Source organism: Alkalimonas cellulosilytica, assembly GCF_036325985.1.
In the GTDB taxonomy this organism is placed as follows: domain Bacteria; phylum Pseudomonadota; class Gammaproteobacteria; order Enterobacterales; family Alteromonadaceae; genus Alkalimonas; species Alkalimonas cellulosilytica.
On the sequence record NZ_JAUHLI010000015.1, the window covers coordinates 39,253 to 58,368 of the forward strand.

Below are 19,116 nucleotides of genomic sequence, written 5' to 3' on the forward strand. Positions count from 1 at the left end.
TTTCATCCTAATTATCAATGTTTAAAGAAAAAAACGGCCGACCATTGCGCCAGTAGGGTGACGATGTAGCTGGTGAGTAGTGCAGAGGCCACTACATCATCCTGTCGCATCACCCCGATAAATAATCCAATCGTCAGCAAAATTTTTAGCGCATGGCCACGCATAAATGATGTGCGGGCCTGATCGGCACTGCCTTGCGTTAAATAGCGAAACGCAAAGAGTGCAAATACTAAATTTGGCAAGGCAGCGATCAGGCCACCCTGCAAGGCGGAATACCCCGCCTGTGCCCCCTGCAACAGCAAAAAAAGCAGCGACATCAAAGCTGCAACCAGCACCTGAGCAGCAATCAACTGGTAGGCAGAAACTCGTACCTGACGTGCTGTTGGCTGCATCCTGGCTCCATTGTTAACCACAGTGCCGGTTTCAGGGGTAAAAAACCTGCGTAAGTATACTTATCTTGCCTTAATTTGCAACCAAAAGCGGCGTAGTCCCGAGGATAAGCACAAAGCCCGTACGCCTTAATCTGTCTGGCCTTGCCATTGCATTTTACTGAGTATTTGCTCCAGCTCTGCCAGACTGGAATAGGCAATCACCATTTTGCCTTTACCTTTGCGGTTGTAATCAATTTGCACCGGCGCCGCCAGATGCTCACTAAGCCGGGTTTCCAGCGCTGTCACATCCGGATCTTTTCGCACAGCGGGTTTTTCTGCCGGTGGCTGCAACAAGCGACGCACCAGATTTTCGGTTTCACGCACGGTCAGTTGTTTGGCGGCGACCAGGCGGCCGGCATCCGATTGTTGCTCACCATCCAGTGCCAGCAATGCCCTGGCATGGCCCATATCGATATCACCATGCTCAAGCAGCACTTTAACGTCATCATTCAGTTGATTGAGGCGCAATAAATTGGTGATGCTGGTACGGGACTTACCCACCGCATCCGCGACTTGCTGATGGGTCAGTTCAAATTCGGTCAGCAGCCGCTCCAGTGCCACCGCTTCTTCCATCGCGTTCAGATCTTCGCGCTGAATATTTTCAATCAGAGCAATGGCAACCGCTGCCTCATCCGGTACATCGCGTACAATACAGGGCACTTCACTCAGTTGTGCCAGCTGGGATGCCCGCCAGCGCCGTTCCCCGGCGATGATTTCATAACTGTCATTTGCAACTTTACGCACGACGATGGGTTGGATCACGCCCTGAGCACGAATGGACAGTGCCAAATCTTCCAGTGCCTGTTGCGACATGTCTTTACGCGGTTGGTACTTGCCCGGATGCAGGAATTCGATGGCCAGCTTTTGCAGTTCGGTACTGTTACTGCGGTTGCCTTGTTCGGCTGGCTGACTGGCGGTCAACAATGCGTCCAGTCCCCGGCCAAGCCCTCGTTTTTTTACCACCATCGGTATGTCATTCCTTATGATTCGGTCAGTGTGCTTTTCGTCTGTTGGCTGGTTTTGCTATCGGCCCGGCGCAATAGTTCGCCAGCCAGCGCCAGATAGGCTTTAGCGCCAGTCGAGCTTTTGTCGTAATACATTACCGGTGAGCCAAAACTTGGCGCTTCAGCCAGCCGGATATTGCGTGGGATCACAGTACGATACACCTTGTCAGCAAAATGCTGCTTTAACTGCTCGGAGACATCGTTGGCCAGCCGGTTGCGCGGATCATACATGGTGCGCAAAATACCTTCAATTTTCAAATCAGCGTTCACCACAGCGGCCAGCTGACGAATGGTGTCCATCAACGCGGTTAAGCCTTCGAGCGCATAATACTCACACTGCATTGGCACCAGCACAGAATCGGCGGCAGCCATGGCATTGACCGTCAGCATATTCAACGAAGGCGGGCAATCGATAAAAACAAAATCATAGCTGTTGCGCCAGGGTTTCAGGGCATTGCGCAGCCGGAGCTCACGGGCAAATACATCCATCAGCCGCACTTCGGCGGCTGTCACATCGGAGTTCGCCGCCACCAAATGGTAGCCACCGCTGGTTTCTTTGACCACCACCTGATCCAGTGGTTTTTCGTCCACCAGCAATTCGTAGGCGCTAGCCGGAACCTCGTATTTATCGACTCCACTGCCCATGGTGGCATTGCCCTGCGGATCCAAATCGATCAGCAATACCTTGCGCTTGGTTGCTGCCATCGACGCAGCGAGATTCACCGCTGTGGTGGTCTTCCCGACCCCACCTTTTTGGTTAGCAATTGCGATGACTTTTCCCACACCAACCCCTTGTATGCCTGCTATCAGGCGGTAATTTTTTTCAGTTCCACCAGATAGCGCTCCGCATCCTGCTCTGGCAGTTTCAGTGTATGTACAGCCGTTACTCTAACAAAATCCACTAAAGCTGCAATTTCTTCTTCCACCGCAGCGCCTTTCATGGCCAGAAAACGGCCATTTTCAGCGGGCAAATGCCGGCACCAGTGCAGCATATCATTCAAACTGGCAAAAGCCCGGCTTAGCACGGCATCGTAGCCTTGCTGTGGTTGATGATCCTCTACCCGGCTTTGCAGTGGCTCAATATTACTTAGCCCCAGCTGGCGTTTCACTTCATTTAAAAAGCGAATGCGTTTGCCGAGGCTATCGAGCAACACAAAGTGTTTTTCTGGAAATAAAATTGCCAGCGGCACACCAGGTAAGCCGGGACCGGTACCAACATCGATAATATACTGACAATCAGGCTGTTGCAGGTATGGCCCTACCACCAGGCTATCGAGCAAGTGACGTCCGACCATCTGCAGCGGCTCACGCACCGAGGTCAAATTGTAGGCTTTATTCCATTTGTGCAGTAACTGCAAAAAACCGATCAGTTGCTCACGCTGCAGTTCACTGACACTCAGGTTGGTTTGCGCCAGCAAACGATCGAGTTCAGCTCGCAGCATCAGGCCGTTTTCCTTAGTAAGCCTTGTTTTTTCAAGTACACCAGCAGCAACGAGATGGCTGCCGGTGTAATGCCCGAAATACGGGTTGCCTGACCGACCGTTTCTGGTTGGGTCTGATTTAATTTTGCTACTACTTCGTTGGACAGCCCTTTCACTTGGCTGTAATCAAACTGAGCCGGTAAACGGGTTTGTTCGTGGCGTTTTTGTTTGTCAATTTCGTCCTGCTGCCGTTCAATATAGCCTTGGTATTTGATCTGGATCTCGACCTGCTCAGCAGCTAATGGATCAATGCTGCCTGTGGCCAACCCTTCGATGGCTACCAGATCGCGATAGTTCACCTCAGGACGACGGATCAATTCTTCCAGGCTCGCTTCACGGCTTAGCGGTGTTTTAAGCAAGGCATTGACCTTATCAAGGGCCGGATGCTGCGGATGGATCCACTGCTGCTGCAGCCTTTGCCGCTCGAGCGCAATCTGTTCCATTTTTTCATTGAACCGGGCCCAGCGCAGATCATCGACCAGACCAAGTTCACGGCCTTTGGCGGTTAAACGGGCATCGGCATTGTCTTCCCGCAGCATCAAACGGTATTCCGCCCGGCTGGTAAACATGCGGTAGGGCTCTTTGGTTCCCAAAGTGGTGAGATCATCCACCAACACGCCCAGGTAGGCTTGTTCGCGCCCTGGTGCCCAGCTGTCTTTGCCCTGTACCTGCAAGGCCGCATTTAAACCTGCCAATAGCCCCTGGGCGCCGGCTTCTTCGTAACCAGTAGTGCCATTGATTTGGCCAGCGAAGAACAAACCACGGATAAATTTGGTTTCCAGTGAGTGTTTCAGATCGCGTGGATCAAAGAAATCGTATTCAATGGCATAGCCAGGCCGGGTAATGTGCGCATTTTCGAAGCCTTTGATCGAGCGCACCAGCTCGATTTGTATGTCAAACGGCAAACTGGTAGAAATACCGTTCGGATAGACTTCATGCGTCGTCAGGCCTTCTGGCTCAACAAAGATCTGATGCTGATCCTTATCGGCAAAGCGCATGATCTTATCTTCAATCGACGGGCAATAACGGGGGCCAATGCCTTCTATCACACCGGAATACATGGGTGAGCGATCCAAACCACCGCGGATCACGTCGTGGGTGTGCTGGTTGGTGTAAGTAATGTAACAAGGGATCTGCCTTGGATGCTGCTCGACCGAACCAATGTAAGAAAACACCGGCAAAGGCGTATCACCTGGCTGTGGCTGCATCACTGAAAAATCAATGCTTCTGGCATCAATACGTGGCGGGGTACCTGTTTTTAACCGATCCACCCGAAATGGCAATTCTCGTAAGCGTTTGGCAAGTTCTATTGCCGGAGGATCGCCGGCGCGTCCACCGCTGTAATTTTGCAAGCCAATATGGATCTGACCACCAAGGAAAGTTCCAGTGGTCAGCACCACGGCTTTAGCCATAAAGCGTAACCCCATCTGAGTGATTACGCCTTTGACCTGATCGTGCTCGACAATCAGATCATCACAGGCTTGCTGAAAAATAACCAGATTGGGTTGGTTTTCCAAGGTGTGTCGTATCGCCGCTTTGTACAGCTGACGATCGGCCTGTGCCCGGGTGGCACGTACTGCTGGTCCCTTGGATGCATTCAAAGTGCGAAACTGGATCCCGGCCAGATCCGCAGCCTGGGCCATAGCTCCGCCTAAGGCATCAATTTCTTTGACCAGGTGCCCTTTACCAATACCCCCGATCGCCGGATTGCAAGACATCAGTCCCAGCGTATCAATATTGTGTGTCAGCAACAGCGTCTGCATGCCCATGCGTGCTGAAGCAAGGGCAGCTTCAGTGCCTGCATGGCCGCCGCCAATCACGATCACATCAAAGGTGGTTTGGTAGTGCATCTGGTGCCTCGAATGATTACGCTACGAATTCGCTACTAAGCAAAAAGGGCACGTATTGTACCCTGTTTCATAGCGTGGAACCAACCTGAAAATTAGCTTAGATCCTTAAGATCACTAAAGATCTAATTAAAGGATCTTTTTAAAGATCTTTTATTACTGTTACTACTAAGCAACTGGTTTTCAGTGAGTAAGGGAAATTTAATCAGAAAGATCATTGCATTAGATCCGATCGGATCCTGTGATCAAGGTCGGATCCTGTAGGATCTAACCTATGGATAACCATGCTAGTTATCCACATGGTGGTGTGCGATGATTTCTATAAAGAGGATAAATACAGTTTGTTATTAGGTTTATACCTTATTTATGCACAAAAATAAGTTTTACAACTAAAATCTGTGTGTAAGCTGATGGTAAGTGGTGTTCAAGTACGATCAAAGGATCGTGCTAACTCAGTTTAGCCAGGTATTCGGGTAGCCAGATCAGAGCTTGATCCTCCGGTAATTCCGGCATTTGCACATCAATTTCCAATGCTGGCAGCAGCAGTCTGGCACCCAGTTGCTGCAATAAAGCCGACATGGTTCTGCCCGCCTGGCAAAAAGTATCGTAGCTGGAATCACCTAAAGTGATCACAGCAAAGGAAATTGTGGTAAGATCTGGCCGATCTTGTGCTAATCGATCCGCGAAGGGTTGAATATTATCAGGCAGATCCCCTGCGCCATAAGTGGATGTGATCACCAGCCAGCTGTTGCTGTCGTTGAGTTGATCCAATTCAGGAGTTAACTGAAGCTGCGCTTCAAAGCCTCCTAAAGCCATGGTTTCCGCAACCTGTTCTGCCACATATTCCGCTGCACCCATCTGGCTGCCGACAAGGATTTTGATCATTGATCTGTCCTTTGGTTTGTTGAATGTTTGACTATACTATACCCGTCGTCTTTCAAAATGCACGGGTGTTGGCTGCGATCGTCCACCCCAATCACTTAGTACTGCTAAGCTCATGGGGATGAACGGTCTTGCCGCCTACGCGCATTTAGAAATCCATTGGGTATGCCATTGGAAGATGATTTGGCGGTGCAATGGGCATTGCCGGATTTTTGGTGTTTTTACTGCCTGGCAGGCAAGGTAAAGACCAGAATAGCACAACCATGCTGCCTGCCTGTGTATTGAGGTTTTATTATTTATGTCTGAAGTGACATCTTTTGCTGAACTGGATCTGCCCGAAGCGGTATTAAAAGCTGTAGCTGAACTGGGTTATGAAACGCCATCGCCGATTCAGGCGGAGTCGATCCCAAAACTTTTGGCAGGCAATGATTTGCTTGGCCAAGCGCAGACAGGTACTGGCAAAACAGCAGCTTTTGCTTTGCCTCTGTTAGCTCGGCTTGAAGCTGGCCAACGTGAGCCGCAAATTCTGGTGCTGGCACCTACCCGTGAACTGGCGATCCAGGTGGCAGAAGCGTTTCAGTCCTACGCCAAGTACCTGCCACAATTTCATGTACTGCCGATTTATGGTGGCCAGAGCTACAGCAACCAGTTGCGTTCATTAAAACGAGGTTGTCAGGTGGTGGTGGGCACGCCAGGCCGTATTATGGACCATTTGGAGCGTGGCACCCTGGTGCTGGATAAACTAAAAGCCATTGTGCTGGATGAAGCCGATGAAATGCTGCGGATGGGCTTTATCGATGATGTACAAACCATCATGGATAAAACCCCACCGGGCCGTCAGGTGGCGATGTTCTCAGCCACCATGCCAACGCAAATCCGTGCCATTGCTCAGAAACACCTAAGCAATGCGCATGAGATCAAAATTGTCACTAAAACCAGCACAGTAGAGCGTATTACCCAGCGCTTTGTGCTGCTTGAGAACAATCAGAAGCTGGATGCGTTGACGCGTTTGCTGGAAGGCGAAGATTACGATGCCAGTATTGTGTTTGTCCGTACCAAAAGTGCTACTGAAGAAATTGCGGTAAAACTGGGGGCCCGTGGCTACGCAGTGGCTAGTTTAAATGGTGATATGAACCAGACTCACCGTGAACAAACCATCCGTCGAATCAAGGATGGTCAGCTGGATGTGATTGTAGCGACCGATGTTGCTGCCCGTGGTCTGGATGTGGAGCGCATCAGTCTGGTGGTGAACTACGACATTCCATACGACAGTGAAGCCTATGTCCACCGGATTGGCAGGACCGGCCGGGCTGGCCGTGAAGGCAAGGCGATTTTGTTTGTCTCGCCGCGCGAGCGTCGTTTATTGCGCAGCATTGAGCAAGCGACTCGTCAGCCGATTGAGCAGATGACACTGCCTACCGGTGCCGTGATTGAACAGCGCCGGATTGATAACTTCCGGGCGGAGTTGGCGCAGTCGATTGAAACCCAGGATCTCACCTTCTTTCAGGAGTTGATTGCCAAGTGGCAGGAAACACTGGATTGTGGTGATAATGAGCTGGCTGCTGCTTTGCTTTATATGGCGCAAAAAGATCAACCGTTGAACGTAGCTGCTCAATTCCCGGCGCTGCGTGAACCAAGCAGCAAACGTGATCGGGAACGCAGTGATCGCCCGGTACGTGAGCGCGGTGACCGGCCTGATCGTGCGGAGCGTGGCCCTCGTCAGCGTCGTGAGATGAAAGGCGACTACACCACCTACCGCATTGAAGTAGGTAAAGAGCATGGGGTGCGTGCTGGCGATATCGTTGGTGCTATTGCCAATGAAGCCAATATCGACAGCCAGTTCATTGGTAACATTAAATTGTTTGATCAGTTCAGTACCGTTGAGCTGCCAGCCAGCATGCCGCAGGAAATTTTCCAGCACCTGAAGAAGGTGTATGTGCGCAAGCAAAAGCTGAATATCTCGGTCGATTCGGGTGCTGGCGAGCGCCGAAGTGGTCCTGGACCTCGTCCGGGCGCAGGTCCACGCCCTGGTGCTGCGCCTAAACGCCGCTCGCAATCATAATCGCGCTTTTTTGTCTGAAAACCTGCTCTTCGTGGCAGGTTTTTTTTATTGAAAAATACCGTTTGGCCCCATAGATCCAGTCCATACCCTCTTGTCGGAGTTTGCTATGATCCTGGCCTGCCCACATTGCCATCGTTTAAACCGCCTGCCTAAGGAGCGCCTGAATGCTCAGCCCAGTTGTGGCCAGTGCAAGCAACCGCTTTTTTCCGGCCAGGTAGTGGAATTAACCTCCGCTAACTTTGCGCAGCATGCGGAGAAATCTGAGTTGCCTTTGCTGGTTGATTTTTGGGCGCCTTGGTGTGGGCCTTGCGTGCAGTTTGCCCCGGTATTTGCCGGTTTGGCTGCCGAGCTGGAACCTGGACTACGGCTGGCAAAGATCAATACCGAGCAGCAGCAAGCTCTGGCTGGTCGCTTTGCTATTCGCTCCATCCCGACGCTGATGCTGTTTCAGCAGGGCAAGGTACTGGCGCAGCAAAGTGGGGCCATGCCAAAACAGCAACTGCTGCAGTGGTTACGGCAAAATTTGCACTAACTAAATAACTGCAGCAATTCGTCGGCGCTGCCTTGCCAGACGCCTTGCTGACTGCCACTAAACAGGCTATCGGCCAGGGCCTGCTTTTGCTGTTGCAGCAGCTGTATTTTTTGCTCCACCGTATCCTTGGCGATCAGTTTGTAGACAAAGACTTTTTTGTCCTGGCCAATGCGGTGTGCCCTGTCGGTGGCTTGTTGCATCACGGCCGGGTTCCACCAGGGATCATAGTGAATCACCGTATCGGCAGCGGTTAAATTCAAACCGGTACCACCGGCTTTTAAGCTGATTAAAAACAGCGGTACATCACCTTGCTGGAAACTGTCGATTTGCTGCTGACGTTTTTTGGTCTGGCCGGTCAGTTTGGCGTAAGGAATGGCCTGTTGCTGCATCACTTCTTCTATCAGCGCCAGCATACTGGTGAACTGACTGAAAATAATGATTTTACGCCCTTCCTCGATCATCTCCGGTACATTTTGCGTCAGCCAGTCCAGTTTGGCACTGCTTTGTACTTTCTGGGCACTGGCCAGTTTAACCAGGCGCGCATCGCAGCAGGCCTGACGTAATTTCAGCAGCGCATCCAGGAACTCAATCTGGCTTTTGGCCAGGCCTTTTTCCGCAAACAACTGACGGATATGGCTTTCCATACTGAGGCGAATGCTGTCGTACAACTGGCGTTGGTCGGCTTCCATCGCCAGATACTGGTCGATTTCGATTTTCTCTGGCAATTCGCTCATCACTTCGCTTTTGGTGCGCCGCAGTAAAAACGGCGCCACCCGTTGCTGCAATTCCAGCCCGCGCTGCGGGTGTTGCTCGCGCTCTATTGGCCGGCGAAATTGTTTGCGAAAAAAAGCATCACTGCCCAGCAAACCCGGTAGGGCAAAGTCGAACAGGGATTTCAGCTCGCCCAGATGGTTTTCCAGCGGGGTACCGGATAAACACAAGCGGAAATGGCCCTGCAATTTGCGGATAGCTGCCGTGGTCTGACTGCGGCTGTTTTTAATCTGCTGGGCTTCGTCCAACACGATGTGGCTGAACTGATGCTGCTGATAGTACTTCAGATCCCGTGCCATCAAGGGGTAGGTGGTGATGATAAGCTCCGCTTCGGCCAGTTGTTGCAAGGCTTTGCCGCGTTGCTGGCCATGGATCACCTGTACATTCAGCTCCGGCGTGAAGCGTTCGGCTTCCTGTTGCCAGTTGCCTATCAGACTGGTAGGGCAAATCACCAGCGCCTGCAGCCGGCTTTGCTGTTTTTGTTGCAGCAAAAACGCCAGCGTTTGCAGGGTTTTACCCAGCCCCATATCATCGGCCAGAATGCCGCCAAAGCCGTACCGCTGCAAAAAGACCAGCCAGTTCAGGCCCTGTTGCTGGTAAGGCCGAAGCTCGGCAGCTAAACCAGCCGGAACTGTGATGCTTTCAATGCCCTGGAAGTTTTGTAATTTCTGACTAAGTGCCCGGATATCACTGGCCTGATGAAAACTCAGCTGCTGCTCGGGCAATTGCTGCAACAGGGCACTGCGGTATGAAGGCAAGCGCAGACTGCTGGCATCGCTGCCTTGCTGCAAAAATTCCTGCAGGGTACTGAATAACGGTTGAAGTTGATTGGCTGGCAGCTTCAGGGTACGGCCATCCGGCAAGGGCAGCCAGAGGATGCTGTCTGGCTCGGGTTCACCGTGCTGCTGCAACCACTGCTGCACCAATGGCAGCATCGGCAGCCGTTCATCCCCCAGTTGCACATGCATATCCAGCTGGAACCAACCCGGGTGATCGCTGTGCACCTCAAATTCGGTGTCGGCTTCAATGATGCCCAGATCAAAGTCGGCACTTTGCTGGATAGTCCAACCCTGCTGTTGCAACCAGGGTTTATCGCGTTCCAGCCATTCCAGCCAGGCGACCGGGCTGTCGTCTACCACCGAAAAATAACGCACCGCACCGTGGTGGGCATGTTCAGGGTACAGCTGAGAGTCTTGTAATTGTTCGATCGCAGCCTGTTCCTGTTCGGGCTGGCGCTCAATGGCGAAATGTTGCTGGCCCTGGCAGTGGTGATGGAGTTTGGGCGCATCGACTGCCATGGCCGCCAGTTCTACCGGGCCATAGCGAAAACAAAGCTCTGCCACCGGCAGGTTACGCCGGCCTTTTTGCTGCATACCAAGCTTCAGCACTGCTTGAGGCGCTTGCTGAATGCTTTCAATCTGGATATCGGCCGGTGGTGGTAATTGCTCGGTTGGCAACGCCTGTTGCATGCCCAGCCAAAGCTGAGCCAGCTCTGCTTCCGGTACCTTGGGAATATTCAGCAGGTGCTGCAGCTGTTCGCCACTTAACCGGGTGTGGATGGGACCCATTTCGAAGCGGCTTTCATCCAGGTACATCGGTGGTGTGGTATCAATTAACCGCCAGTTTGGTAAGCCTTCCAGTGTTAACTGCAACAGATGGTGTTCATCTTGTTGCTGCCAGCTGAGCTTGAGTTGTCGGCCCGGGCCTGGCTTTACTTCTTGCTGTACTTTTTGCCAGAAGCAGCGGCCACTTTGCAGCATGCTTTGCAGCGCCAGTGCGCCCCAGCGCTCTTTTAACAGCATCTGCCCAAAGCGATTCTGGCTGCTGATAAGGCCGAGCAGACGAAAATCTTCGCTGCAGCCCCAGTGGGGGATATAGCCCTGGCGGTAATCGTGCTCGCTAAGCAGGCTGCCCTGACCAAAGCCACCTTTTTTCAGTCGTCTGGCCCGGCGCGGACTGACACTAAGGCCTTGCTCGGTCAGATCCAGTAAAAACAACACCCTATCTTTGTATTCCAGCTCGACCGGCTGTTGCTCCAACTGCTGCAAGCTATTGAGCCAGAGCTGGACTTTGTCTTGCTGTTGCTGATGTTGTTGCTGTTGCAACTGAATAACCTTAAGCAGCACCGCCAGGGTGTGTTTGCAATTAACCGCCACCGGGCAGCTGCAGCGTGCTTGCAGTTGCCAGTCGCGGCCCTGACGAAGCAGTCGGATGGTTTGGCGGTAGGGGATCAGCGAATTGCCCCAGACCTGGGCATCAATCCGGCTGAAGTCATCGGCTACGTCCAGCCTAAATACCTTGTTTTGCTCCAGATAGGGCTGCGCACGCTGATAGATGGCGGCACCATAACGCAGTTTGAGTTCGTAATCCGACAGTGGAAACAGCTGTGTCTGGAGATCGGGCATGAAACAAGGGTCCACGAATTTTTTGCAAACGACTATTGTAACGGTTTTGCGTTGATTTCCCCAGCGCTTTAGCGGTTATTGCCACCAAAGTTGAGTTGCATCATCTATTGCACTGAAAAGCACTGTTGCCAGCAAAACAGGTTAGCCCAGCACAGGCCAGTCGGCAGCATCGACACTGTCCAGCGCCAGTACACGGCTATCGCCCTGCCATTGTCGGATGTAACTGCCCTCCGGATCGTACTGTTGCTGCTGTTTTTCCAGATTGAACTGGCGATGGCCTCGAGGATCGGCACCAACCCCGGCCAAATATTGCCAGTTGCCCCAGTTGATGGCGACATCGTAATCGATCAGTTGCTGCTCGAACCAGGCAGCGCCATAGCGCCAGTCCAGTTGCAGCTCGTGCACAAAGCAACTGGCGACCAGCTGACGGCCCCGGTTGGAAAGGTAGCCGGTTTGCTTCAGTTGGCGCATGCAGGCATTGACCAGCGGGTAAGGGGTGGTGCCTTCGCACCAGGCGCGAAAGCGTTGCGGGTAAAAGCTGGTCAGCGGCGCACTTTGTTTAATGCCCTGGCGAAGAAACAAGGCTTTGCCATGACGGTGGCTGTACCAATGAAAATACTCGCGCCACAGCAGTTCAAAGTAGATCCAGTAACTGGAGTCGTTGCGGCCATGCCGTGCTTCATAGCCATGCAGGGCTGCGACCACCTGGCGGGCAGACACACAACCGGCCGCCAGCCAGGGAGAAAACTTGGTAGAATTATCAAAGCCATCCAGCGCATTGCGCACTTCCTTATAAAAACCGGGCAGGGTGCTGTTAAAGTAGCGCTTTAGATGCTGTTGACCACTGTATTCGCCACCAGAGAATAATGAGCTAAGCCAGCTTGGGTAGCCAGGCAATGGTTCACTCTGCACGCCTGTAGGCGCAGGCGGAATGTGCTGTGGCGCTGCTATGGCTGCAGCCAGAGGCAACTGCTCAACCTGCTTACGAAATTGACTAAAGCTAGCGGGTAGCTCTGTCAACGCAAAGGGTAATTGCTGTTCGGTAAACAGTGTATTGCTGTCCGGGTTTTGAAAGCTAAGATAAGGAAAGCGCTGCTGCAGTTGCTGCCATTGTCGTGCTTCGTAATAGCCGGGCTGACGGCTTTGGTAAATGGCATCGATTTTGTATTGGCTGATCAGCTGGCTGATGGCTTCAACCGGTGACTGGAATCGCAGCACTAACTGCTGCTTATGGGGTTGCAGCTGATGGTTGATCTCTTGCAGGCTATCCAATACAAAGCGCCAGCGCTGCATGCCCATACGTTTGCTGGTATAGCGGCCGGGGCTGAACCAGCCAGGCTCGGCGCAGTACAGCAGAATTAACTGCTCGCACTCGGCGCAGGCCTGTGTCAGCGCCGGTTGATCGCTCAGTCGTAAATCCTGTTGAAACCAAAATAATCCCAGCCGATGCATGCACGCCTCCTGTATCTCTGAGCACAGATTACGTTCAGATCATGCTATCAGACCAGTCAGCCATCGCTTCGCTGCGGCTTGCTATGCTAGGCTGTAAAGGATCTTCATTTTTGCAAAAGGATACATGCATGCGACGTCCATTGCTGGCTTTCACGACCTTTTTTGTTAGCAGCTCCGTGCTGGCTTATGGTTGGGGCGGACCCGAGCCATTTCGGCTGGAACGATTGGATGGCCGTACCTTTGTGCTGACGGAAGAAAGCTTTTTGCACCGAGCCAGTTTTCAGCCGCTGCCGGTGGTGAAGATGCAGGACATTTGGTCTGAAGACGGCTGGTATGGCACTGCCGGCAGTACCCGGAGCCGCGAGTTTTTTGTGCAATCGCATCTGCAAAAGCGGGTGCAATTCGATGTCCCTATGTTTGTCGGGGTGCGTTTTCGTCGCGATGAAGATTTAGATGGTCGCTTTGATCGCACCTTATTCGGCAGTGGCTATACCAATGCCGATGGCAGTGTGGAGTTAGGGATCTGGGGTGATGTGCGTGGTGGTAAGGATGAAATCGATCTGCAGCTGGAAGCTTTTTGGCAACCGACAGATCGGCAGTGGTGGCGCTTGACCCTGGTGTCGCCGGATGCGATGTACAACAGCAAAACCTACGACAGCAGCTTTTATCAGCAGAAGCCTTTAACCGTGCATCTGGCAGCCGGTAGCATCTTTGCTGCTGGCCAGCAGCTGTATGGCTTTACCAATCTGAACCGGCAAATGGAATACCATCAGCCGGATCTGGCGCAGCAATGGACCGACAAACAGTACTCGGCGGGCCTGGGCTGGTTGTATCCTGTGAGCAGCAGTTGGCAACTTGGGCTGCAGACACAGGGGCTTTATGGTCTGCGGCAACAGTGGCAGGGCGATGCACTGGCATTTGAGCTACGGCGGCAATTTAGTGACACCAGTCTGGAGCTGCAATCGAGCCGTGCTCAGCCGGTGGATTATTGGGGTGGTCTGCGCTATCTGACTCTGCGTGAGCGCGATCAAACCCAGCTAACCGGGCAGGCACTGTTAGAGCACCGGAATGAATGGACCCTCTACGCCGGCATGGCCTGGCACTGGCGTCCCTGGATCCGTCTCAAGCCAGCTCTGATGCTAAGCTATGCCGATATCCAGGGTGCCCGGCCGGATGATGACGAGCCACTCGACTTTAGCGGTATTCTGGCCAAGCTGGTGCCGGTGGTCGAACTGCATTTGCATCAGCAAAGTGGTGCTATGATCCGGATAAACCCAACCATCGAGCTGCACAATCTGTCGTTTGGTGGTGGCAATGTACAGGTGCATATTCCGTTTTAATGGCTGCATACTGATACCCGGTTATCCAAACCGGGGTTGCTTGTAAGATAGCGTTGCTCAACATGCAGCTGGTATTTTGGAAAAGGATTCGTGTAATGGCAGGCAGACTGGTTCGTAAAAAAGGCAAAAAAGCAGGTTCTGCACCCGGGACTCTGGTGTATACCGGTAACGCATCCAGTCAGGATGTCTGTTGGCAACTGGTGCAATATAACAGCAATCGGTTGCAGGACGATACCCTGACAGATCTTCAGCAACTCCCGTCACCACCTGTTGGTATGGTGCGTTGGTTGAATCTATGTGGCTTATCGGGCATTGCGCCAGTAGAGCAGCTGGGAAAACAGTTCGACCTGCATCCGCTGGTGCTGGAAGATATGCTCAATACCGACCACAGACCAAAGGTTGAAGCGCATCCTGACTATCTATTTATTGTCTTTAAAATGCTGCATTTTCATCCGGATAACCGCGAAATCCGCGCCGAACAAATCAGTCTGGTTCTGTTTGATAACACAGTGATTAGTTTGCAGGAGAGGCCGGGGAATGTATTTGAAGGGGTATTGCAGCGACTGCAGGCCGGTCGGCGTTTGCGGGGGTTTGGCGCCGATTACCTGGCTTATGCGTTGCTGGACTCGGTCGTGGATCATTATTTTGTTCTGCTTGAGCAGTGCGGTGATCATATAGAGCAACTGGAAAATGAGCTAATGACAGCTCCCTCCACCGTTGTGTTGGCTAAAATTCACCACTTTAAACGTGAAATGCTGATGCTGCGCAAAGCGGTTTGGCCACTGCGGGAGTTACTCAGCAGCCTGCTGCGCGATGAGTATGCACTGATTAAGCCAGAAACCCGTATTTTCCTGCGTGATGTCTACGACCACTGCGTGCATATCATCGATACCATGGAAACGTTGCGTGATGTACTGGGCGGTTTGCTGGATCTGTACCTGACCAGCGTCAGCAACCGCACCAATGAAGTGATGAAAGTTCTGACCATGATGGCCAGCATCTTTATTCCTCTGACGTTTATAGCCGGCATTTACGGCATGAACTTTGAAATCATGCCAGAGCTCAGCTGGCAATATGGCTATGGCCTCACCCTGGGGATGATGGCCGCCATCGCCGGCGGCCTGCTGTGGTATTTCCGTAGAAAAGGGTGGTGGTAGGTACACAAAGTATAGGTATCTAGCTGTTTAGGTTTTCGGATTTTCAAGCTGAGTGATCATACTTTCAATCTGATCTAGCTTGTCATTCGATACCACGGCTTGTTGAGTTTTGAGATGGCTATTTGCTTTTTTTAAGTATTGCTTTTAGGGCGGCAATATTGGCTTGTGCACCTTCGGCTTCTTTTAAACGGCGGCGCTGCGTCTCAAAGCGATTAAACTCCAATTTCGCCTTGTCATCTGCGTCTTTTTTGGAAATTTTCCCAGCACCACTTAAAACATCCCGATCATTAAAACTCAAGAACTGGTCAAGCTTATCGGCCCAGTCTTTTGGCGAGTACCTTCCAATCGAACTATCCGGAATTTCCGGATGGTTGCGTTTTGTACGAGCTCACCTTCGTTGAAGATATTGATTAAATGCTCGTTAATTGTACGAACATCTTTATCATAAAGCTCTGCCATAGCAGCCTGAGAAAGCCACAACGTCTCAGACTCAAAACGACACTCAACACGAGTTTGACCGTCTGCACTGGTGAAAAGAACAAACTCTCCATGCGGAGCTTGCGGGATCTTATCTGTCATTCAATCAACCTTTGTGCGTTATTGAGAAGCGCCATTTTAATTTATAGTTGCAATATGATTTGTGCAAACAGTAATGGATAATTTACTTTCCGATACAGAAACTGGAAAAAATTCGCCCCAATAAATCATCGGAGCTGAATTCGCCGGTGATTTCATTCAGGTGTTGCTGGGTTAAGCGCAGCTCTTCGGCCAGGATCTCACCGGCAATAAAACTGTGCAGTTGCTCCTGACCCGTTAACAGGTGCTCGTGGGCGCGCTGCAGTGCATCCAGGTGGCGGCGGCGGGCCAAAAAGCTGCCTTCCGTAGTACCTTCAAAGCCCATGCATTGCTTTAAATGCTCCCGCAGTGCCTCGATACCGGCACCGGTTTTGGCCGATAACCGAAAGACCGGCACGGCCTGGTTCAGCTCGGCTTGCATCGGCTCGCCGGTTAGGTCAGCTTTGTTGCGAATGACGGTGATGCCCAGTTTGGCTGGCAGCCGGTCGATAAAATCCGGCCAGATGGCATGGGGGTCGGTCGCTGCTGTGGTGGTGCCATCCACCATAAAGAGCACCCGGTCGGCTTGTTCGATTTCCTGCCAGGCGCGCTCAATGCCAATTTGCTCCACCTGATCGCTGGCTTCTCGCAGGCCAGCGGTATCGATGATATGCAGTGGCATGCCATCAATATGAATGTGTTCACGCAACACATCCCGGGTGGTGCCGGCAATATCGGTGACAATGGCGGCTTCACGGCCGGCCAAAGCGTTCAGCAGGCTGGATTTACCGGCATTGGGCCGCCCGGCAATGACCACCCGCATGCCTTCACGCAGAATACTGCCCTGGTTGGCTTCACGGCGTATTATCGCCAAGTCATCAATGATGTCCGCTAAATCGGTGGCCACTTTGCCATCGGATAGAAAATCGATTTCTTCATCCGGGAAATCAATGGCAGCTTCGACATAGATCCGCAGATGAATGACTTTTTCTACCAGCGCATGAATACGGGCAGAGAATTCGCCCTGTAAGGAGTGCATGGCTGAGCGGGCTGCCTGCTCGGAGCTGGCATCAATCAAGTCGGCGATGGCCTCGGCCTGCGCCAGATCCAGTTTGTCGTTTAAAAAGGCGCGCTCACTGAATTCGCCTGGCCGTGCAATGCGGACCTGGGGCAGGGCAATGACACGACGTAGCAGCATATCCAGCAGTACCGGGCCACCATGGCCTTGCAGCTCCAGCACATCCTCACCGGTAAAGGAGTTTGGCCCGGGGAAATACAATGCGATGCCCTGATCCAGCACCGAACCTTCGCTGTCCAGAAATGGCAGGTAATCGGCATGACGGGCTCTCGGGACTTTGCCAAGCACTGCCTGGGCCACCTGGCTGGTCGCCGGGCCGGAAATACGGATAATGCCTACCCCGGCACGTCCGGTGGCGGTGGCAATAGCGGCTATGGTATCGGTGCTGTACATGCTGAGTGTCCTCGCTGGGGATTATAAAAAAAGCCTGTGAATCACAGGCTTTTTTCTGCAGAGCTAGGCTTATGCCTTCCGGCTATGCAGGCCTTTTTTCTCCATGCCCCGGTAAATATAGAGCATTTGGGCGAGGGAGATCAGGTTACTGACCAGCCAGTACAGTACCAGGCCGCTTGGGAACCAGATAAAGAACACCGAGAAAGCAACCGGCATCCACATCATCAGTTTGCGCTGCATTGGGTCGGTGACGGTCATTGGCGTTAGTTTTTGCATCATAAACATGCTGGCACCGAACAAGACCGGCAGGATAAACCATGGGTCTGGCGCCGACAGATCCTGCAGCCACAGCATAAAGGGTGCATGGCGCAGCTCGACACTTTCGACAAAGACCCAGTACAGCGCCAGGAAGATTGGCATTTGCAGCAGCAGAGGTAAGCAGCCGCCCATTGGGTTAACTTTTTCTTTGCGATACAGCTCCATCATGGCCGGGCCAAGCTTCTGACGGTCATCTTTATAACGGGCCTGCAGATCCTCAATTTTCGGTTTGAGGTTGCGCATCTTGGCCATCGACTCGTACTGGATCTTGGTCAGTGGGTACATCACCCCTTTAACAACGATGGTGATCAGGATGATGGCCACACCCCAGTTGCCGACAAAGCCCTGAATCAAGGTTAGCAACCAAAACAGCGGCTGAGAAATAAACCACAGGAAACCATAGTCGACGGTTAAATCCAGCCCATTGGCCAGCTCTGCCAGATTGTCCTGAACTTTTGGACCGGCGTAGAAGGTGGTTGCAATAACCGTTTGCTCTCCGGGTTGCAGTTGCAACATTGGACCAGATGCACCGATAATGCCTTGTCCCTGATGATAACGGCTGTAAATTAGATTATCGACCTGTTGATTAGGCACCCAAGCAGCCACAAAGTAATGCTCCAGCATGGCAGCCCAGCCGCCCTGGGTAGGGATCGACAGGTTGCTCTTTTGCATGTCTTTGAAGTTGTACTTCTTGTAGCGATCGGAGTCAGTGCCATAGGCTGCTCCGCGGTAAATTGGCATAAAGAAGCTGCTGTCTTTGCCACCATCGATGGTTTGACGTAAATGCTGGTAGTTTTGTACCACCCGTACTTCATCACTGGCATTGCTGATGTGGTATTCGACACTCACATCGTACTGACCTGGGCGGAAAATAAAGCGCTTTTCAATCTGCAAACCCTGGTACTCGTAATGCAGCGGCACCACAAGCTCTTGTTGATCCGCCGACAGAGTGAAGCTGAGTTGACTGCTTTGATACAATGGCCGGTTGCCGCGACGTGCATCAGGCCCATGCTGGCCAATCAGACCAGACTCGGCAATGTAGTTGAAGCCTGTTTGACGGCGCATCATTACATACGGGGTCTGGCTGTCTTTGGTTAGCTCGTACTCAGAAAGCTTCAGGCCAACAATATCACCACCACGGGTGCTGATTTCTACCTGCAGCACATCGGTTTCAACCCGCACAATTTGCTCATGCTGGCTGCTGACCGGGCCGGTTGCAGGCGTTGTTGCAACTGGTTGAGTGCCAAACTCATCGGCAGAGAGCTGCAGCTCGCCGGAACTATCCAGCTGCTCAGCCTGCGGCTGGCTGACGACAGGCTCAGGTCCATAGTCTTTGTGCCATTGTTGCCATAGCAAAAAACTGACGAAAGCGAGCGCGATGATTAAAATACTACGTTGCGAGTCCATA

14 protein-coding genes and 1 pseudogene are annotated in these 19,116 nt (G+C 52.3%); 4 read left to right on the plus strand and 11 right to left on the minus strand.

Annotation, left to right across the window (positions count from 1 at the left end; translation table 11 throughout):
• Positions 1-14: 14 nt before the first annotated feature.
• The 6 genes from QWY20_RS14575 to mioC form a co-directional block, all read right to left on the minus strand.
• On the minus strand, positions 15-392 hold the full coding sequence (locus QWY20_RS14575) for an ATP synthase subunit I (protein ID WP_330129732.1): 378 nt from the start codon (positions 390-392) through the stop codon (positions 15-17).
• 126 nt (positions 393-518) lie between these two features.
• The gene (locus QWY20_RS14580) at positions 519-1,397 is read right to left on the minus strand and encodes a ParB/RepB/Spo0J family partition protein (RefSeq protein ID WP_330129733.1); all 879 of its coding nucleotides are present in this window, start codon (positions 1,395-1,397) and stop codon (positions 519-521) included.
• A 14-nt stretch (positions 1,398-1,411) separates the two neighbouring features.
• On the minus strand, positions 1,412-2,218 hold the full coding sequence (locus tag QWY20_RS14585) for a ParA family protein (protein WP_330129734.1): 807 nt from the start codon (positions 2,216-2,218) through the stop codon (positions 1,412-1,414).
• A 23-nt stretch (positions 2,219-2,241) separates the two neighbouring features.
• Positions 2,242-2,877 carry a 16S rRNA (guanine(527)-N(7))-methyltransferase RsmG gene (gene rsmG, locus QWY20_RS14590; protein WP_330129735.1) on the minus strand — a complete coding sequence of 212 codons (636 nt, stop codon included), beginning with the start codon at positions 2,875-2,877 and terminating at the stop codon, positions 2,242-2,244.
• Positions 2,877-4,766 carry a tRNA uridine-5-carboxymethylaminomethyl(34) synthesis enzyme MnmG gene (gene mnmG, locus QWY20_RS14595; RefSeq protein ID WP_330129736.1) on the minus strand — a complete coding sequence of 630 codons (1,890 nt, stop codon included), beginning with the start codon at positions 4,764-4,766 and terminating at the stop codon, positions 2,877-2,879. The genes rsmG and mnmG overlap by 1 nt, the downstream gene beginning before the upstream one ends.
• A 444-nt stretch (positions 4,767-5,210) precedes the next feature.
• On the minus strand, positions 5,211-5,648 hold the full coding sequence (mioC, locus tag QWY20_RS14600; RefSeq protein WP_330129737.1) for an FMN-binding protein MioC: 438 nt from the start codon (positions 5,646-5,648) through the stop codon (positions 5,211-5,213).
• Positions 5,649-5,943: 295 nt separating this feature from the next.
• Here mioC and QWY20_RS14605 point away from each other — a divergent pair, with 295 nt between their 5' ends.
• A complete protein-coding gene (locus QWY20_RS14605) occupies positions 5,944-7,707 on the plus strand; it encodes a DEAD/DEAH box helicase (protein WP_330129738.1) in 1,764 nt (587 codons plus the stop codon).
• A 106-nt stretch (positions 7,708-7,813) separates the two neighbouring features.
• Positions 7,814-8,239, plus strand: a complete 426-nt coding sequence (trxC, locus tag QWY20_RS14610) for a thioredoxin TrxC (RefSeq protein WP_330129739.1) — start codon at positions 7,814-7,816, stop codon at positions 8,237-8,239.
• Here trxC and QWY20_RS14615 read toward each other — a convergent pair.
• Both QWY20_RS14615 and QWY20_RS14620 read right to left on the minus strand, forming a co-directional pair.
• Entirely contained in the window at positions 8,236-11,415 is a 3,180-nt protein-coding gene (locus QWY20_RS14615) for a DEAD/DEAH box helicase (protein ID WP_330129740.1), read from the minus strand. The genes trxC and QWY20_RS14615 overlap by 4 nt on opposite strands.
• Before the next feature lie 141 nt (positions 11,416-11,556).
• The gene (locus QWY20_RS14620) at positions 11,557-12,867 is read right to left on the minus strand and encodes a DASH family cryptochrome (RefSeq protein WP_330129741.1); all 1,311 of its coding nucleotides are present in this window, start codon (positions 12,865-12,867) and stop codon (positions 11,557-11,559) included.
• 128 nt (positions 12,868-12,995) lie between these two features.
• Here QWY20_RS14620 and QWY20_RS14625 point away from each other — a divergent pair, with 128 nt between their 5' ends.
• Both QWY20_RS14625 and corA read left to right on the plus strand, forming a co-directional pair.
• A complete protein-coding gene (locus QWY20_RS14625) occupies positions 12,996-14,207 on the plus strand; it encodes a hypothetical protein (RefSeq protein ID WP_330129742.1) in 1,212 nt (403 codons plus the stop codon).
• Between the two features lie 95 nt (positions 14,208-14,302).
• Positions 14,303-15,364, plus strand: a complete 1,062-nt coding sequence (gene corA, locus QWY20_RS14630; RefSeq protein ID WP_330129743.1) for a magnesium/cobalt transporter CorA — start codon at positions 14,303-14,305, stop codon at positions 15,362-15,364.
• Between the two features lie 118 nt (positions 15,365-15,482).
• On the opposite strand, the pseudogene rhuM reads toward corA, so the two are convergent.
• From rhuM to yidC, 3 genes and pseudogenes are all read right to left on the minus strand, one after another.
• Positions 15,483-15,943, minus strand: a pseudogene (gene rhuM / locus QWY20_RS14635) (RhuM family protein).
• A gap of 82 nt (positions 15,944-16,025) precedes the next feature.
• On the minus strand, positions 16,026-17,390 hold the full coding sequence (mnmE, locus tag QWY20_RS14640) for a tRNA uridine-5-carboxymethylaminomethyl(34) synthesis GTPase MnmE (protein ID WP_330129744.1): 1,365 nt from the start codon (positions 17,388-17,390) through the stop codon (positions 16,026-16,028).
• A 69-nt stretch (positions 17,391-17,459) separates the two neighbouring features.
• On the minus strand, positions 17,460-19,115 hold the full coding sequence (gene yidC, locus QWY20_RS14645) for a membrane protein insertase YidC (protein WP_330129745.1): 1,656 nt from the start codon (positions 19,113-19,115) through the stop codon (positions 17,460-17,462).
• Between the last annotated feature and the right edge of the window lies 1 nt (position 19,116).

Bases quoted from the DNA above. Each gene is read 5' to 3' on its own strand.
- QWY20_RS14575 (WP_330129732.1), bottom strand. From the start codon at position 392: ATGCAGCCAACAGCACGTCAGGTACGAGTTTCTGCCTACCAGTTGATT.
- QWY20_RS14580 (WP_330129733.1), bottom strand. From the start codon at position 1,397: ATGGTGGTAAAAAAACGAGGGCTTGGCCGGGGACTGGACGCATTGTTG.
- rsmG (WP_330129735.1), bottom strand. From the start codon at position 2,877: ATGCTGCGAGCTGAACTCGATCGTTTGCTGGCGCAAACCAACCTGAGT.
- mnmG (WP_330129736.1), bottom strand. From the start codon at position 4,766: ATGCACTACCAAACCACCTTTGATGTGATCGTGATTGGCGGCGGCCAT.
- mioC (WP_330129737.1), bottom strand. From the start codon at position 5,648: ATGATCAAAATCCTTGTCGGCAGCCAGATGGGTGCAGCGGAATATGTG.
- QWY20_RS14605 (WP_330129738.1), top strand. From the start codon at position 5,944: ATGTCTGAAGTGACATCTTTTGCTGAACTGGATCTGCCCGAAGCGGTA.
- trxC (WP_330129739.1), top strand. From the start codon at position 7,814: ATGATCCTGGCCTGCCCACATTGCCATCGTTTAAACCGCCTGCCTAAG.
- QWY20_RS14615 (WP_330129740.1), bottom strand. From the start codon at position 11,415: ATGCCCGATCTCCAGACACAGCTGTTTCCACTGTCGGATTACGAACTC.
- QWY20_RS14620 (WP_330129741.1), bottom strand. From the start codon at position 12,867: ATGCATCGGCTGGGATTATTTTGGTTTCAACAGGATTTACGACTGAGC.
- QWY20_RS14625 (WP_330129742.1), top strand. From the start codon at position 12,996: ATGCGACGTCCATTGCTGGCTTTCACGACCTTTTTTGTTAGCAGCTCC.
- corA (WP_330129743.1), top strand. From the start codon at position 14,303: ATGGCAGGCAGACTGGTTCGTAAAAAAGGCAAAAAAGCAGGTTCTGCA.
- mnmE (WP_330129744.1), bottom strand. From the start codon at position 17,390: ATGTACAGCACCGATACCATAGCCGCTATTGCCACCGCCACCGGACGT.
- yidC (WP_330129745.1), bottom strand. From the start codon at position 19,115: ATGGACTCGCAACGTAGTATTTTAATCATCGCGCTCGCTTTCGTCAGT.